Genomic DNA, 14,137 nt, shown 5'->3' with positions numbered 1-14,137 from the left:
GAAGAACCATGGCACGCAAAACCATTTCCACCCAGGTGGCCATCATGGGCGGCGGCCCTGCAGGGCTCATGCTGTCCCACCTCCTGGCCAACGCCGGCATCGAATCGGTGGTCATCGAGGTCCGGAGCCACAAGGAGATCGCCGAAACCGTCCGTGCCGGCATCCTCGAGCACGGTACCGTGAACCTGCTGGTGGACAGCGGCGTCTCGGACCGGGTGCTGCGCGACGGTGACCGGCACGACGGCATTGAGCTGCGCTTCAACGGAGAAAGCCATCGCATCGACTTCAAGGACCTGGTGGGGGAGTCGGTGTGGCTGTACCCGCAGACGGACGTGTTCCTCGACCTCGCGGCGCGCAGGAAGGCCGACGGCGGCGACGTCCGCTACAGCGTCACGGACACCACAGTGCATGACCTGGAGGGCAAGCCGAAAGTCTGGTTCACGGACGCGGACGGCGTCGAATTCGAGATCCAGGCCGACTTCCTGGTGGGAGCCGACGGTTCCCGCAGCCACTGCCGGTTCCAGATCCCGGAGGCCCACCGCAAGTGGTACTTCCACGAATACCCCTTCGCCTGGTTCGGCATCCTCGCGGAGGCGCCGCGCAGTGCGGACGAGCTGATTTACGCCAACTCCGCCAACGGCTTCGCCCTGATCAGCCAGCGGACGGAAACCGTGCAGCGGATGTACTTCCAGTGCGATCCCAGGGAGAACGTGGCTGAGTGGGATGACGAGCGTATCTGGGCTGAATTCCGCAGCCGGGTCAACGGCAACGGCTTCGAGCTGAAGGAAGGCCCGGTCCTGGAAAAGATGGTGCTGCCGTTCCGCAGCTTCGTCCACACCCCCATGCGGTACGGCAACCTGTTCCTCGCCGGCGACGCCGCGCACACGGTCCCGCCCACCGGAGCCAAGGGCCTGAACCTGGCTATCAACGACGTCAAGGTCCTCTTCGAGGGGCTGGACAACCACTACAATTCCGGCACGGACACGCTCCTGGACACCTACAGCGACCGCGCCCTGGCCAGGGTCTGGAAGGCCCAGCAGTTCTCCTACTGGATGACCACCATGCTGCACACCCCGGCCGACGCGGACGATTTCTCCCGCGCCCGCCAGCTCGGTGAACTCAACTCCGTGGTCTCGTCCCGGCACGGCATGGCCTATCTCGCCGAGGCCTACACCGGCTGGCCCGCCTCCTCCTAGGTGGCTTTGAAAAGCACGACGGCGGGGCTGGGGCCTGCTTTCACGGCGCCAGCAGCAGCCGCCGGAACCCCGCGGCAATGGCAGCAGGGTCCGGGCTTTCATTCCGCCGGACGGTGAGCAGGTGCAGCAGGAGCCCGTCACCGTAGTCCGCCACATCGCGGGCGCGCGCTGCTGCATCCGCCACCCCCAGGGCAGTCAGTGCCAGCTCCAGGTTGCGCACCAGCAGCAGATGGCCCGCAGTGACGGACCCGGGGTGGTCCAGCGAAAAGGCCAGGCGCGCACGGGTGAGGCCCGCGTGCTCTCCGGCCAGCGCCAGCACCAGGCCTGCCAGTTGTTCGGCGAGTTCGCCAACGTCGCGGGGCGGACCGGCGGGCCCGGAATCCTGGAAAAGCGCGCCGTCCAGCTGCAGCAGGCGCTCCAGCACCGCCTCCACGAGGGTGCTGCGGCTGCGGTAGTAGTTGGACGTGGTCCCCTCGGCGACTCCGGCCGCCGCATCTACTGCCCGGTGGGTGAGGCCCTTCAGTCCCCTGTCCGCCACTACCGCCAGTGCGGCGTCGAGGAGCTGGGTTCGGCGGTCAGGCATGCCCCCAGTCTAATAACGCCCTTCCATTGCACTACAAAAGTAGTAAAATTGCCGCCATGGAGACGATCACGATCGTTGGTGGAGGAATTGCAGGACTGGCATTGGCTGCCTGCCTGGACCCGGACCGGTTCGAGGTAACCGTCCACGAGAAGCGGCCCGAATTGCCCACTGTGGGCACCGCGCTGGGGATGTGGCCCACGGCCCAACGCGCGCTGGCGCGGCTGGGGGTGCTGGAGGAGGCCAGGGCAGCCAGCCCGGTGATCGGCAGCGGCTCGATCCGCAATGGCGCCGGCGAACCCTGGGCAACCGTCGATGCCGGCGCCATGTTCGCCATCTCCCGGATCGACTTGCTGCAACTCCTGGACTCCGCCGTCCCGGCGACTGTGCGGCGCGTGACGGACAACGTTCAGCACGTACCGGGTGGCGGCGGCCTGGTAGTCGGGGCCGACGGCGTCCACAGCGTGGTGCGCCGCGAGGTCTGGGGTGCCGGCACCGCGGCACGGCTCACGCCGTACCTTGCCCTGCGGGGGATCCTGCCCTCCCCCGTCAACCAGGACGCGGTGGGTGAGTACTGGGGCCGCGGGGACCTGTTCGGCATTGCCGCGGCCCGGACCGGCACCCTCTGGTATGCCGGCTACCGGTCTGGCCTCGGCCCCTATGGGATCGATGTGGCGTCAGTGCTGGACCAGGCCCGGGAGCGCTTCGCCGGCCACGCGCCCGCCATCCGGGAGGTGCTGGCAGCCGCAACTCCGCAGGATTCGCTGGTGCAGCGGCTCTGGACAGCCCCGTACCTTCGTTCCTACATCCGCGGCCGGACCGTGCTGATCGGCGACGCCGCCCACGCCATGACCCCGAACCTGGGCCGCGGCGCCTGTGAGTCACTGGTGGATGCGGTGACGCTGGCGGAGCTCCTCAACACGCTCCCGGAAGACCAGGCACTGCGTGCCTATGACCGTAGCCGCCGCCTCCGGAGCCAGGCAGTGAGCGGGGCCTCGGCCGTCCTCAACCGGGTCGCCATGGCCGAACGCGCCCAGCCCTTCCGTGACCGCCTGCTCAACCTGGCACGGCGACGGCAGTCCCGTGCCGCCGTCGTCAACAGCACCGGCGGCTGACCTGCGGACGCGACAACAGCCCACGCTGGATCATCGGACCCGTCCCAGCCAACCCTCCCGCTTAGCGGACGGCGGCAGCGGGACGGGCGGCGTCGTCCTCTCCCGGCGCAGGGGCGCCGGGAAGTGCCTGGCCGGCGGTCCCTGGGACGGAAGGTGACCCGGGCAGGCGTTTCCTGCCGGTGCGCCGGCGGGACCGGCCATAGACGAAATACATGGTGAGGCCGGTGATCACCATGAGCAGGACGGTGTACACGAACGTGTTGGCGATACCCTCGGTGCCTTCGGCGCCGTCGGTGTTCGCCTTGATCACCAGGCCCAGCGGCTGGACCAGCGGGTGGGCCAGGAAGATGGCGGTGTCGTAGTCGTCGAGCAGGCTGTTGAAATTCAGCGCGGTAACGGCAGCCGCCGCCGGCAGCACCAGTGGCAGGAGGATCCGCCGGAACACGTACAGGGTCTTGGCGCCCATGATGGTGGCCGCTTCTTCGAGGGATGAGTTCACGGAGGCGAAGGACGCCTTCAGCATCCGCAGCGTGAAAGGAATCTTCACGGTGACGAAGGCGATCAGCAGGATCACCGTGGTGCCGGTCAACACGGCGCCGCCCACCAGCGGGTTGGGATGGTCGTAGCTGATGATCAGGCCCAGTGCCAGGAGCGCCGAGGGCAGGATCCAGGGGATGTGCAGCAGGTACTCGAAGGCGGCGGCCACCCAGTTCCTGTACTTTTGCAGCAGCCGTGCCACGAAGAGCAGGCCACCCACGGCGATGAGGGCCGCCAGCGCGCTGTACACGACGCTGACAATGAAGGGCCGCAACCCCGACTGCTGGGTGAGGACGCGGACGTAGTTGTCCAGCGTCAGATTGCCCAGTGAGAGCTGCCCCGTCTGGATGGCGGCTCCGTCAGCGAATGAATACAGGATGATGAGCACCACCGGCAGCGTGTACACGGCAAAAAGCACGTACGCCACGGCGTGGACCGCCGCGTTGGCCACCGGGTTGGTGATCTCCTGCTTCTGCAGTTCGGAGGACACCTTGGACACCGAGAAGTAGGTGCCACCCTTCTCGAGCCTGGACATCACGGACAGCATCACCATGGTGGCCAGGCCCAGGATCACTGCCAGCAGCGCCGCGAGATCCCTGGAGGTTGGGCTGTTGGTGAAGGTCAGGATCATCGGGGTGATTGTTTGGAAATCCCGGCCACCCAGGACCTGGGGCGCGCTCAGGGCCCCGAGGCCGGTCAGGAAGGACAGGATGGTGACCGCGAACAGCGTCGGTTTGAGCATGGGCAGCACGATCCGCCGCAGGATGGTCCAGGTGGAAGCGCCGAGGTTCTTCGCAGCCTCGATGGTCTGGTAGTCGATGCCCTTGAGCGCATTGGCCACGAACAGCATGTGGTTGGTGGTCGTGGCAAAGGTCATGACCGCCAGGACGGCGAAAAACCCGGAGAACCAGCCGGCGTCCATCCCGGGAAACACCTTCACCAGCAGCGACGTGACAATGCCTTTGTCCCCGTAAATGAACTTGTACCCGGCCGCCAGCACGATGCCGCCGTAGATGAAGGTGGAGGCGTAGCCCAGGAACAGGATCCGTGAACCGCGGATCCGGAAGTAGTGAGTCATCAGGACGATGAAGATGCCCACCAGGTTGACCGTGACGGACAGAGCCACTGCCAGCAGGAAGCTGTTCCCCAGCGCTTTCATGGCGCGCTGCGACGAGAACAGCTTCTCCGCCGCCCGTCCCGAAAAGCTGCCGTCCGGGAAGAACGTGGCGATCAGGACGTTGATGTTGGGCCAGACCAGGAATGCGGCAATGAACCAGGTGAGGACCGCGCCGACCACCAGGACGAAAGGGGAGCGGACCATCCCGCGGACCGGGGTCCCCGTCATGGCAGGGCCACCGCCTCGTCCTGGTTCCGCAGTGCGGAGCCTGAGGCCGGGTGGTACTGCAGCACATGCCCGGGCTGCAGGTACACAGTGGCTTCCGTGCCGGGCTGCGGGTGGGCGCCTCCGTCCTCCCTGACCAGCAGGCGGACATCCGCGCCGTGGCTGCGCACCACGTAGCGGCTGTGCAGGCCATGGTAGGTGCGGGACACCACTGTTCCGGGAAGTCCGACGGCGGTGCCGCCCTCCGCAGGCGCCGCGAGTGACGCTTTTTCCACCCGAAGGTAGGAGCTGGCGTCCGTGCTCAACTGCGCCCCGGAAAGGCGGTTCACTTCAGCGACGAACTCCGGGGTGAGGGCGGAACTGTCGCCAATGAAATTGCAGACGAACTCCGTGGCGGAGTGGTCGTAGATTTCCTGCGGCGTCCCCACCTGCTCGACGACGCCCTTGTTGAAGACGGCCACCCGGTCACTCATTGCAAGTGCCTCGTCCTGGTCGTGGGTGACATACACGGTGGTGATGCCGAACTCGCTTTGCAGGTCCTTGAGCTGCTGCCGGAGCTGGTGCCGCAGCTTCGCATCGAGGTTGGAGAGCGGCTCGTCCAGCAGCAGGATCTTTGGCCGCAGCACGAGGGCGCGTGCCACGGCAACGCGCTGCTGCTGGCCGCCGGACAGCTCCGCCACGTTCTTCGACAGCTGTTCGTCGCTGAGGTCAACGCGCCGGGCTATGTCCCGGACCAGGCGGTCGCTGTCCGTCGGCTTCTCTTTCCGGACCCGCAGGCCGAAAGCGATGTTCTCCCAGACGCTCATGCTGGGAAAGAGGGCATAGTTCTGGAACACCATGCCCACCTGCCTCTTGTCGCTCGGGAGCCGCGTGACGTCCTTGCCGTCCACCCGGACGGTTCCCTTGGCGGGCTGGATGAAGCCCGCCAAGGTGCGCAACGCCGTCGTCTTTCCGCAGCCGGATGGCCCCAGCAGCGTGAAGAACTCCCCGGGCCGGACATGCAGGTCCAGCTGCGGAATGGCCGTGAAATCGCCAAAAGTAACTTCGATGTTGTCCAAGCGGATCATGTCAAACCTGTCTGGTGGAACGGCGAACGGAGGGCGCGGCCGGCTACGTCATGTATTCGAGCTCGATCTTCTCCACCCAGGCGCCCATGTTCTCCTGCACGAAATCCCAGTCGATGTCCTGCTGTTTCAGGTCCGCGAAGAAGTCCACCACCTCGGGGTTGGCCTGCGCCTGGGCCCCCTTGTTCACCGGCATGGAATTGAACTGCTTGGCGAATTGGCCCTGGGTCTCGGCGCTGCCGAACCAGTCGATGAACTTCTGGGCCTGCTCCTTCTTCTTGCTGCCCTTCACCAGGGCAACCTGCTCCACAGCCAGGGGAACGCCCACGGAAGGTATCACCGTTTCAACGTTCACCTTGAAGGACTTCTCCCGGTCGGCGATGATCGAGGACGGCATTTGGCCCATATCAACCTCGCCCGAGGCGATGCGCGCGAAGAGGTCCGTCTTGGCTACGGCAGGGCTCCCGTTCTGGAAGTACTGCTCCACCTGCTTCCAGCCTTCATCGGATACGCCCAGGTCGCCGGAGTCGTCGCGGTAGCGGCTGAGGATACCGGCGAAAACCAGCTGCGCGGTGGCGGTGCCAAGGCCGGTGACCCGCTCATAGCGGCTCTTGAACGCGTCCTTCGTCCACAGGTCCGTCCAGTCCTTGGGCGCGGCGTCCTTGGAGAACTTGTCCGAGTTGTAGCCGAGCAGGATGGCCTGCTTGACCAGCGGCCAGTAGGTCTCCCCGTCGCCTAGCTCCTTGTCCACGTCGCCGGCCCAGGACGGCTGGTACGCCTCCAGGGCGCCCTCGTTCTTGATCTGCGAGAAGTACATGTTGTTCAAGCCGAACGCGACGTCGGCGATGGGGTTGTTCTTCTCGGCGATGAGCTTGTTGGTGGCGTCGGCACCGCCGGCGCCCACGATCTCGATCTTGAAGCCGGCCTCGGCCGCTTTGGCGGTCAGCCAGTCCCCGCGGCCTTCGCCGTTGGAGTTGGTGTACACCACCAGGGTGTCGCCCGAACCGCCGGCGGACTGCGGGCCGCCTTCGGACGGGGCGGGGGTTGCCGCGCCGCTCCCGCAGCCGGCAAGCAGGACGACGGCGGCAACGGCGGCGACCAAATTGGGGAATCTACGCACGATCAGGACTCATTTCTGGACTGGAACCGGAGCATGTCCGCACAGCCTATAGCTGGGCATGGCAAAAAGCGGGCCGTTATAGCTATCGATTCGATAAACAGCCCGACTGCCTACTCTGGACCGGCAGTGGAAATGGGGCGCGCCCTGCGCGTTAACGCCCGGTGAATCCTGCTGTCCGGCAATGGGGGGCCGACGGCGGAAGCCGGGCTCCGCCGTCGTCATGGCGTCCGCGTCAGTCCTGGACTGATCCTTGCTGGTGTGTTCCGTCCTTGACGGCGGTTTCTGTGAGGTGATGCGTGGGGATGCGGTCCCGGTCGTAGGTGATCTCCGTGTAGCCGTGCGGCTCGGGCTTGCCTTCGGAGTTGAGGTTGACGAAAACGATCTCCTCGATGGTGAGGATGCTTTGCCGCGTGATCATGTTGCGGACCTCCGCCCGCATGGTCAGTGATGTCCGGCCAAAGCGCGTGGCTGTGAGGCCCATTTCGACGAGGTCGCCCTGGACGGCGGAGCTGACGAAATTGATTTCCGAGATGTACTTGGTGACGGCGCGTCCGTTGCCCAGTTGCAGGATGGCGTAGATGGCGGCTTCTTCGTCAATCCACTTCAGCAGGCTGCCGCCGAAGAGTGTCCCGTTGGCGTTCAGGTCCTCGGGACGGACCCATTTGCGCGTCCGGAAGGTGATGTCTGCTGTTTCCATAGGCCGAGATTAGCCGAACGCACCGCAGGCCCTCGGAGTGTGACGGCCTGCGGCGCGGGCGGCGTTGACGCTATGCCATGGCCGTGTGGGCGGCGGTGCGGGCGTTGATGCTTTTCGCGTAGCAGTAGGAGTGCTGCACACCGATGTACGGGCCGAAGTTGGGTATGGCCTCGAAGCCCGAATTCTCGTAGAAGTTCCGGCCGTCCGGCTGGGCGGAGCCGGCTTCCGCCTTGATGCGGGTGATGCCCTGCTTGAAGGCTTCCGCCTCAAGCGCTGCAAGGATGGAGCTGGCCACGCCTGAGCCGCGGGTGTACGGCAGGACATACAGGCGCTTGATTTCTGCCGTCGCCGCGTCCAGCAGGCGCAGGCCGCCGCAGCCTACCGGCTGTCCCGACCCCTTGTCATAGGCCACCAGGAAGACGGCGCAGTCGGCGCCCGACGGCGGCGGGCCGGGCTCGTGGTCGGTGCTGCCGAAGCGGGCGTCGAGTTCGGCCTGCTGCGCGCGGCGGAGGTCGGCCCCCACCGGGTTGGACCAGGGAACTTGCCTGATGTTGAGACGCGGATTGGTCTGCATGCCTGCCTCGATTCGCCGGAGGGATATGCCTTCCAAGGCTAGAAGGAGGCGGTTACGGGGGTGTTTCTCCGGGGTAAGCACTGAGGAACAGCAGAGAACCTTCTTGAAGATCCAAGTCACTTGGCGGTCTAGTTATCAGCTGGTCTAGACTGATTCCATGGTGTTCACAGGCAACGAGGGATCCGGTTACTGGTATGGACCCGACGGGCAGTTGGACTACAGCGCCGCCGTCCTGAAGGCGCTGCGCGACTACCGCTCGGCCGAGACGGCCATCCGGCGCTCCACCCGGGATTCGATGGGCATGGGCGAGACGGATATCCTGGCGCTGCGCTACCTGTTGCGCGCCCAGGCGTCGGGCAAGCAGGTGGTACCCAAGGACCTGAGCCATTTCCTCAACATCACCAGCGCCTCCACCACCTCTCTGATCGACCGGCTTGTTGCCAGCGGCCACGTCCGCCGCGAAGCCCACCCCTCCGACCGCCGCTCGGTAGTGGTCATTCCCACTGTTGAGTCGGATAACGAGGTTCGGGAGACGCTGGGCGCGATGCACCGGCGCATGATGTCCGTCTCCGAGTCGCTCAGCGCCGAAGAAGCCAGGACGGTGATCGATTTCCTGCAGCGCATGACGCAGGCCTTGGAAGCCGTGGAGCAGCACGAAGGAAAAAAAGTATCTAGTCCGGCTAGCTAGTTCGCCTAGTTATATGTAAGCTTACGATTATCCTAAAGTTGCTTTCCAACGGAGTCGTGAGTGTGTTGGTTTCTTTTGCCGAAGTTCCGCCGATTGATTTCCTCACCAATCGCTCCTGCCTGCATCACAGGACTGCGCTGTTGATTTCTTCTATCCTGGACGGCACCACTGCGCCGCAGGATGACGTTCCGGCAGCGGTTCCTGCCGCATGAGCGCGGTCGGGCTGGTGACGGCTGAACCGGCACTGGAGGCGGGCGGCAAGGACGCAGCGGAAGTCGTTGGGGGCGCTTCCGGTTGAGGGAACGGCTGGGGCGGGGATCCGCGGCAGAGGTCTTCCGTGCCGTGGACCTGGCAGGGGGTCCCGATACGGCCATCAAAGTGGCCGCCGGGGACGGGCGCAGGCGGCAGGAAAGAATCCGGAATGAGGCCGCCATCCTGGCAGGCCTTGACCACCCGTCCATCGTCCGGTTCATCGCCGCGGGGAGCATGCCCGCCGGCGGGGCCTTTTCCGGCCGGCCCTTCCTGGCGCAGGAGCTTGCCCTGGGGGTTAGCCTTGCTGAGACCGTCCGTATCCGGAGGCCGGGTCCAGGCGAGGTTGCCGGATGGGCCCGGGGCCTGTTCAGCGGTCTCGCACACCTGCATTCCGCCGGACTGGTGCACCGGGACATCAAACCGGCCAACCTGATGCTCAGCGGCCTGCGCAGGAGCCCGGTGCGGATCATCGACTTTGGAATCGCTGCGGCGGTGGGAGCGGCGCCCGAGCCCGGGATCTCCTCCGGCACGGTGCACTACATGAGTCCCGAACAGGCCTCGGGCGGCGTGGCAGACCCTTCGTGGGATGTGTACGCCACGGGCCTGGTCCTGCTGGAGCTTCTCACCGGGTCCAAGGCGTTCCCGGGCACCGCCATCGAGTCCTTGGTTGCCCGGACCCTGCGGTCCCCGGAGGTGCCGGACCATCTGGGCGGCTGGAGCGGATTCCTGCGGGCCCTCACGGCAATGGAGGGAAGCCGGCGGCCGACGGCGGCAGAGGCGGCCGACATGGCGGCGCAGCTCATGCCTCCCGTGCCCGAAGTCCGGGAGGCGCGGCCTTGCCGGACGATGCCGGTGTTTCCCGCGCGCCGGCACCGGCAGCGGGTTTAGGGTCCGGTCACGGCCTTGCCTGTGGGATCTTCCGCCGTGGGGTCGGCCAGGGCCAGACCGCCCACGGGGCTTCCATCCCAGTGGATCAATGTCCAGCCGGCAGCGGGGCTGCCTTCCAGCGCCACAATTCCCGTGTTGGCCAGGACGTGGCGGGCGGCAAAGTCGTGGTCTGCTCCTTCGGCCCGCAACCCGGCCCACGTGCGGATGGCGGCGCCGTGGCTGACGACGGCGACGGTACCGTGGCGGCGGTGCGAAGCCTGTTCGGCGACGTGCGCAATGGCCGCGTCAAAGCGTTCGAAGAACGTGTGGCCGTCCGGCCCCGCGGGCATGCGCCGGTCCAGGTCGCCGGCCGCCCAGGCGATGACCGTGCCCATGTAGCGCTTGTGGGCTTCGTGGTCCGTCAGCTTCTCCAGGGAGCCTGCTTCGATTTCATGCAGGCCGTCCAGCACCGTGACGTCCAGGGTGTGCAGGCGGGCGAGGGGTTCGGCGGTGATCTGCGTCCTGATCAGCGTGGAGGCATACAGGGCTTCGATGGGCTCATTGGCAAGGGACCGGGCCATGGCTTCGGCCTGGCGGCCGCCCAGCTCGGTCAGGCCGGGGCCGGGGTGGGCAGTGTCCAGCTGCCCCAGAACGTTGCCCGGGGTTTCGCCGTGGCGGATAAGCAGCAACTTCATGCTCCCAGTTTCCCACCTTCGGCCCGGGCGGAATGACGCGCCGGGACACCGCCGCTGCCACCCCCGGCTGCCAGCCCCGCGGCAAGGTGCCGGGCCCCGAAGAGCCCGGCGCCGACGTCGTACTCCCTGCCTTGCCGCGGGCCCTTACTTCAGGTGGTCCACCAACTGGTCCGCGATGCCCGTGTACTTGCCCGGCGTCAGGGCCAGCAGGCGGGCTTCCGCCTCCGCGGACAGGCCGAGGCTCTGCACGAATTCCTGCATGCGGGCGGCGTCCACGCGGTGGCCGCGGGTGAGGTCCTTGAGCCGCTCGTAGGGGTTTTCCATGCCCTCGACGCCGGCGATCGCCTCCGCGCGCATGACCATCTGGATCGCCTCGCCCAGGACTTCCCAGTTGGTGTCCAGATCCCCGGCGAGCACGTCCTCGGCAACGTCCAGGCGTTCCAGCCCCTTGGCCACGTTGGAAATGGCCAGGAGGGAGTGGCCGAAAGCGACGCCGATGTTGCGCTGGCTGGAGGAGTCGGTGAGGTCTCGCTGCCAGCGGGAGGTCACCAGTGTGGAACCCAGGACGTCCAGGAGGCCGGAGGAGATCTCGAGGTTGGCTTCGGCGTTCTCGAAGCGGATCGGGTTGACCTTGTGCGGCATGGTGGACGAGCCCGTAGCGCCGGCCACCGGGATCTGCGCGAAGTAGCCGATGGAGATGTAGCTCCAGATGTCGGTGCAGACGTTGTGGAGGATGCGGTTGAACCGCGCGACGTCCGCGTACAGCTCCGCCTGCCAGTCGTGGCTCTCGATCTGCGTGGTCAGCGGGTTCCAGGTGAGCCCGAGTCCCTCGACGAACGACTTGGACACCTGCTGCCAGTCGGCGCCGGGAACGGAGGCCACGTGCGCGGCGTAGGTGCCGGTGGCGCCGTTGATCTTGCCCAGGTACTCCGTTTTGGCGATGCGGTCCAGCTGGCGGGTAAGGCGGTGCGCGATGACGGCCAGTTCCTTGCCCAGGGTGGTGGGGGTGGCAGGCTGGCCGTGGGTGCGGGACAGCATGGGCACCGCGCGGTTGTCCTGCGCCATTTTGCTGATTTGGGCCACGAGGTTGCGGGCTGCCGGGAGCCATACGTCCTCAACGGCACCCTTGATGCCAAGCGCGTAGGACAGGTTGTTGATGTCTTCGGAGGTGCAGCCGAAGTGGACCATGGCGGTCAGGTTTTCGATCCCGATCGCCGGCAGGCGCCGGCCGATGTAGTACTCGACGGCCTTGACGTCGTGCACGGTGACGGCCTCGATTTCGGCGAGTTCGGCCACGGAGGCGGCGTCGAATTCGGTGACGATGGCGCGGAGCTGGTCCTGCTGCTCCCCGGTCAGGGGGCCGGCGCCGGGAAGGACGCTGTTGCTGGTCAGATGGATGAGCCACTCGACTTCGACGGCCACGCGGTCGCGGTTCAGCGCTGCCTCCGACAGGTAGTCCACAAGCGGGGCGACGGCGGCCTGGTACCGGCCGTCCAGCGGCCCCAGCGCGATTTTTTCGGGCGACGCGGCGAGGGCCAGGCGTCCTGAGGGCGTACGGGTGTCAGCTGTGGCGGCAGTTTCAGGCATGTGCTGATTCTTTCACGAAGTCCGGCGGGGCCTTAAGCGCCGGATTCCACGTTACTTGTCCACATAGCCGACGGCGGTGCTTACCTGCCGCCGATGTCCTCCCTAGCGTGGAAACACGGGGACTGAGGCGCGACGAGCAGCAGTCCGGGCAGCGGCGGGGGTGCGGCATGGCAAACGACCTGGCGGACGGGATCTGGGGCGGAGGGCTGGGCACCAGCGTTGCGGTCCAGGAGTTGGCGGCGAGGCTGGCGCGCTGCGCCGGCCGGACCGAGGAAGTCCTCAATGGGTTCCGGGAGATCCAGATGCTGGAGTGGCAGTCTCCTGCCGGACAGGCCTATCGGGATGCAGTCAGTCTGCAGGCAGTAGCGGTGCGCCGGGCAGTGGATCGGCTGCACGAGGCCTCGGTGGCAGTTGCCGCGCACGCCCGCGCGGCGTTGACGTCCGACTGCTCCTATGGCGGCCGGCCCTGATGGCCGAAATAACCCCATCAGGCTCCGGCGGCCCCATCCGTGTCTCGCCCCCGGCTCCCGACGGCAACCTGACGGTCAGGGGCGGTGTGGGTGGGATTACCGTGCAGCTGGAGGAACTGGACGTTGGTGCACGCAAACTGGACGGCCTCGCCGAACAGCTCGCGAATGTGGAGGCCGAGGTCTTCAACGCTTGGCGTGACCTGGGCGCACACCAGAATGAGCCGCGGAGCACCGGAACCGCGGCGCTTACCGTCGTGGGTGACGCCCGGGACGCCGTCCAAAGCGTCAGGCTGGAGTTGCAGCGGATCAGCAGCCATATCCGGGGCTGCCGGTTCGAGTATGAACTGGCTGAGGAAAGGGTCCGGCATTTGCGGACCCTGGGTACTTCGCCGCCCTCGGTGGAGATGCAAAAGCACGTGGACTTCTGGCGGACAGGATTCCTGAACGGCGCTGCCACCGAAATGCTGGCGGGAAACGCCGTCACCGGACTTCCCACGATCGAGCCACTGCTTGAATGGGCTGATCCAGGGCTTCGCACGGGCACGGTCGCCGTCAAACGGGAAGAAAGCATGGCACTGCATCTCGACGCTTCGCCGGCAGGGCTGCTGGAGCGGGTCAGGCTGCTTGAGGAACGCGGCAGCGGCTTGATCGAGGTTATCCAAGTGGATAACGACGGAAAGAAGGCCTATATCGTCCTCGTTCCCGGTACCCAAATCAATGATGCCGACGAGGGCACCAACCCGTTCGATCTGGGCGGGATAGTCGATGGGCTGGGCAGCAATTCTGAGCACGTCAACGCTGCTGTCCTCCGGGCGCTCCGGGACGCCGGTGCGGAGCGGGGCGCAGACGTGGTCGCCGTCGGTTACAGCCAGGGTGGGATCCACGCCATGAACCTTGCAGCCGACGAGCGGTTCCAGGACGAGTACGGCATGAAGTACGTGCTGACCGCAGGATCACCTATTTCACGCATTACACCTCCACCAGGCGTCAGTACGTTGCACCTGGAGCACCGCACCGACTGGGTGCCGGGCAGCGACGGTATGCCGAACCGGGATGCCAGGAACCAGGTCACGGTCACCATGACCAACGACCTCTATGTCCGTGGAGGGGAGGACGCCGAGCTGGGCCCCGGGCACCGGCTCGACGGATACGAGGAGGCCGGGCGCCTCGTGGCAGGGAGTAAAGACCCTTCACTGATGCAGTCCACGGCCGTGCTGGGCGCCGTGCTTGGTGCCGGCGGCGCCGCCACCGCCACGCGTTTCTCTTTATCGAAGACGCCACCGCCACCTGTTCCCATGGACCGCAGGGACCCCTTCTCCGGGCGGCCGCAACCCGGCGCCAAGTGAGGGGCAT

Annotated in this window: 15 protein-coding genes; 7 read left to right on the top strand and 8 right to left on the bottom strand. The window is 66.3% G+C overall.

The window, feature by feature from the left end; translation table 11 throughout:
• Positions 1 to 8 precede the first annotated feature (8 nt).
• The gene (locus tag K4G53_RS04630) at positions 9 to 1,196 is read left to right on the top strand and encodes a 4-hydroxybenzoate 3-monooxygenase (protein WP_221384329.1); all 1,188 of its coding nucleotides are present in this window, start codon (positions 9 to 11) and stop codon (positions 1,194 to 1,196) included.
• A gap of 40 nt (positions 1,197 to 1,236) precedes the next feature.
• On the opposite strand, the gene K4G53_RS04625 is transcribed toward K4G53_RS04630, so the two are convergent.
• Positions 1,237 to 1,779: a TetR/AcrR family transcriptional regulator gene (locus K4G53_RS04625; protein ID WP_221384328.1), complete on the bottom strand. Its 543-nt coding sequence runs from the start codon at positions 1,777 to 1,779 to the stop codon at positions 1,237 to 1,239.
• A gap of 56 nt (positions 1,780 to 1,835) precedes the next feature.
• Here K4G53_RS04625 and K4G53_RS04620 point away from each other — a divergent pair, with 56 nt between their 5' ends.
• Positions 1,836 to 2,891, top strand: a complete 1,056-nt coding sequence (locus tag K4G53_RS04620) for an FAD-dependent monooxygenase (protein WP_221384327.1) — start codon at positions 1,836 to 1,838, stop codon at positions 2,889 to 2,891.
• Positions 2,892 to 2,952: 61 nt separating this feature from the next.
• On the opposite strand, the gene K4G53_RS04615 is transcribed toward K4G53_RS04620, so the two are convergent.
• The 5 genes from K4G53_RS04615 to K4G53_RS04595 all read right to left on the bottom strand — a co-directional run bounded on the left by K4G53_RS04615 (position 2,953) and on the right by K4G53_RS04595 (position 8,225).
• A complete protein-coding gene (locus K4G53_RS04615) occupies positions 2,953 to 4,773 on the bottom strand; it encodes an iron ABC transporter permease (protein ID WP_221384326.1) in 1,821 nt (606 codons plus the stop codon).
• Complete coding sequence (locus K4G53_RS04610; protein WP_221384325.1) at positions 4,770 to 5,837, bottom strand: ABC transporter ATP-binding protein; 1,068 nt, start codon at positions 5,835 to 5,837, stop codon at positions 4,770 to 4,772. Before K4G53_RS04610 ends, K4G53_RS04615 begins: the two co-directional genes overlap by 4 nt.
• 43 nt (positions 5,838 to 5,880) lie before the next feature.
• Positions 5,881 to 6,954 carry an extracellular solute-binding protein gene (locus tag K4G53_RS04605; RefSeq protein ID WP_221384324.1) on the bottom strand — a complete coding sequence of 358 codons (1,074 nt, stop codon included), beginning with the start codon at positions 6,952 to 6,954 and terminating at the stop codon, positions 5,881 to 5,883.
• Positions 6,955 to 7,186: 232 nt separating this feature from the next.
• Positions 7,187 to 7,651 carry an acyl-CoA thioesterase gene (locus tag K4G53_RS04600; RefSeq protein ID WP_221384323.1) on the bottom strand — a complete coding sequence of 155 codons (465 nt, stop codon included), beginning with the start codon at positions 7,649 to 7,651 and terminating at the stop codon, positions 7,187 to 7,189.
• Between the two features lie 70 nt (positions 7,652 to 7,721).
• Complete coding sequence (locus K4G53_RS04595) at positions 7,722 to 8,225, bottom strand: GNAT family N-acetyltransferase (RefSeq protein ID WP_221384322.1); 504 nt, start codon at positions 8,223 to 8,225, stop codon at positions 7,722 to 7,724.
• Positions 8,226 to 8,382: 157 nt separating this feature from the next.
• Between K4G53_RS04595 and K4G53_RS04590 the strand changes: the two genes are divergently transcribed.
• The 3 genes from K4G53_RS04590 (at position 8,383) to K4G53_RS04580 (ending at position 10,053) form a co-directional block, all read left to right on the top strand.
• On the top strand, positions 8,383 to 8,913 hold the full coding sequence (locus K4G53_RS04590; protein ID WP_221384321.1) for a MarR family winged helix-turn-helix transcriptional regulator: 531 nt from the start codon (positions 8,383 to 8,385) through the stop codon (positions 8,911 to 8,913).
• A 56-nt stretch (positions 8,914 to 8,969) separates the two neighbouring features.
• Positions 8,970 to 9,125, top strand: coding sequence for a hypothetical protein (locus K4G53_RS04585; RefSeq protein WP_221384320.1), 156 nt, complete (start codon positions 8,970 to 8,972; stop codon positions 9,123 to 9,125).
• An 82-nt stretch (positions 9,126 to 9,207) separates the two neighbouring features.
• Positions 9,208 to 10,053 carry a serine/threonine-protein kinase gene (locus K4G53_RS04580; protein WP_221384319.1) on the top strand — a complete coding sequence of 282 codons (846 nt, stop codon included), beginning with the start codon at positions 9,208 to 9,210 and terminating at the stop codon, positions 10,051 to 10,053.
• On the opposite strand, the gene K4G53_RS04575 is transcribed toward K4G53_RS04580, so the two are convergent.
• Positions 10,050 to 10,727, bottom strand: a complete 678-nt coding sequence (locus K4G53_RS04575) for a histidine phosphatase family protein (RefSeq protein WP_221384318.1) — start codon at positions 10,725 to 10,727, stop codon at positions 10,050 to 10,052. The two genes, K4G53_RS04580 and K4G53_RS04575, sit on opposite strands and share 4 nt — an antisense overlap.
• A gap of 144 nt (positions 10,728 to 10,871) precedes the next feature.
• Complete coding sequence (purB, locus tag K4G53_RS04570) at positions 10,872 to 12,314, bottom strand: adenylosuccinate lyase (RefSeq protein ID WP_221384317.1); 1,443 nt, start codon at positions 12,312 to 12,314, stop codon at positions 10,872 to 10,874.
• A gap of 167 nt (positions 12,315 to 12,481) precedes the next feature.
• On the opposite strand from purB, the gene K4G53_RS04565 reads away from it, so the two are divergent.
• Together K4G53_RS04565 and K4G53_RS04560 are read left to right on the top strand one after the other, a co-directional pair.
• Positions 12,482 to 12,784 (top strand): hypothetical protein, encoded by a 303-nt coding sequence (locus K4G53_RS04565; RefSeq protein WP_221384741.1) that lies wholly within the window; start codon positions 12,482 to 12,484, stop codon positions 12,782 to 12,784.
• Complete coding sequence (locus K4G53_RS04560; RefSeq protein WP_260323238.1) at positions 12,784 to 14,130, top strand: hypothetical protein; 1,347 nt, start codon at positions 12,784 to 12,786, stop codon at positions 14,128 to 14,130. The genes K4G53_RS04565 and K4G53_RS04560 overlap by 1 nt, the downstream gene beginning before the upstream one ends.
• The last annotated feature ends 7 nt before the right edge of the window (positions 14,131 to 14,137 follow it).

Origin of the sequence: Arthrobacter sp. MAHUQ-56 (assembly GCF_019710585.1) — a bacterium.
In the GTDB taxonomy this organism is placed as follows: Bacteria; Actinomycetota; Actinomycetes; order Actinomycetales; family Micrococcaceae; genus Arthrobacter.
Note: the sequence above shows the minus strand (reverse complement) of the source record. Positions and strands in the feature narration are given on the sequence as shown.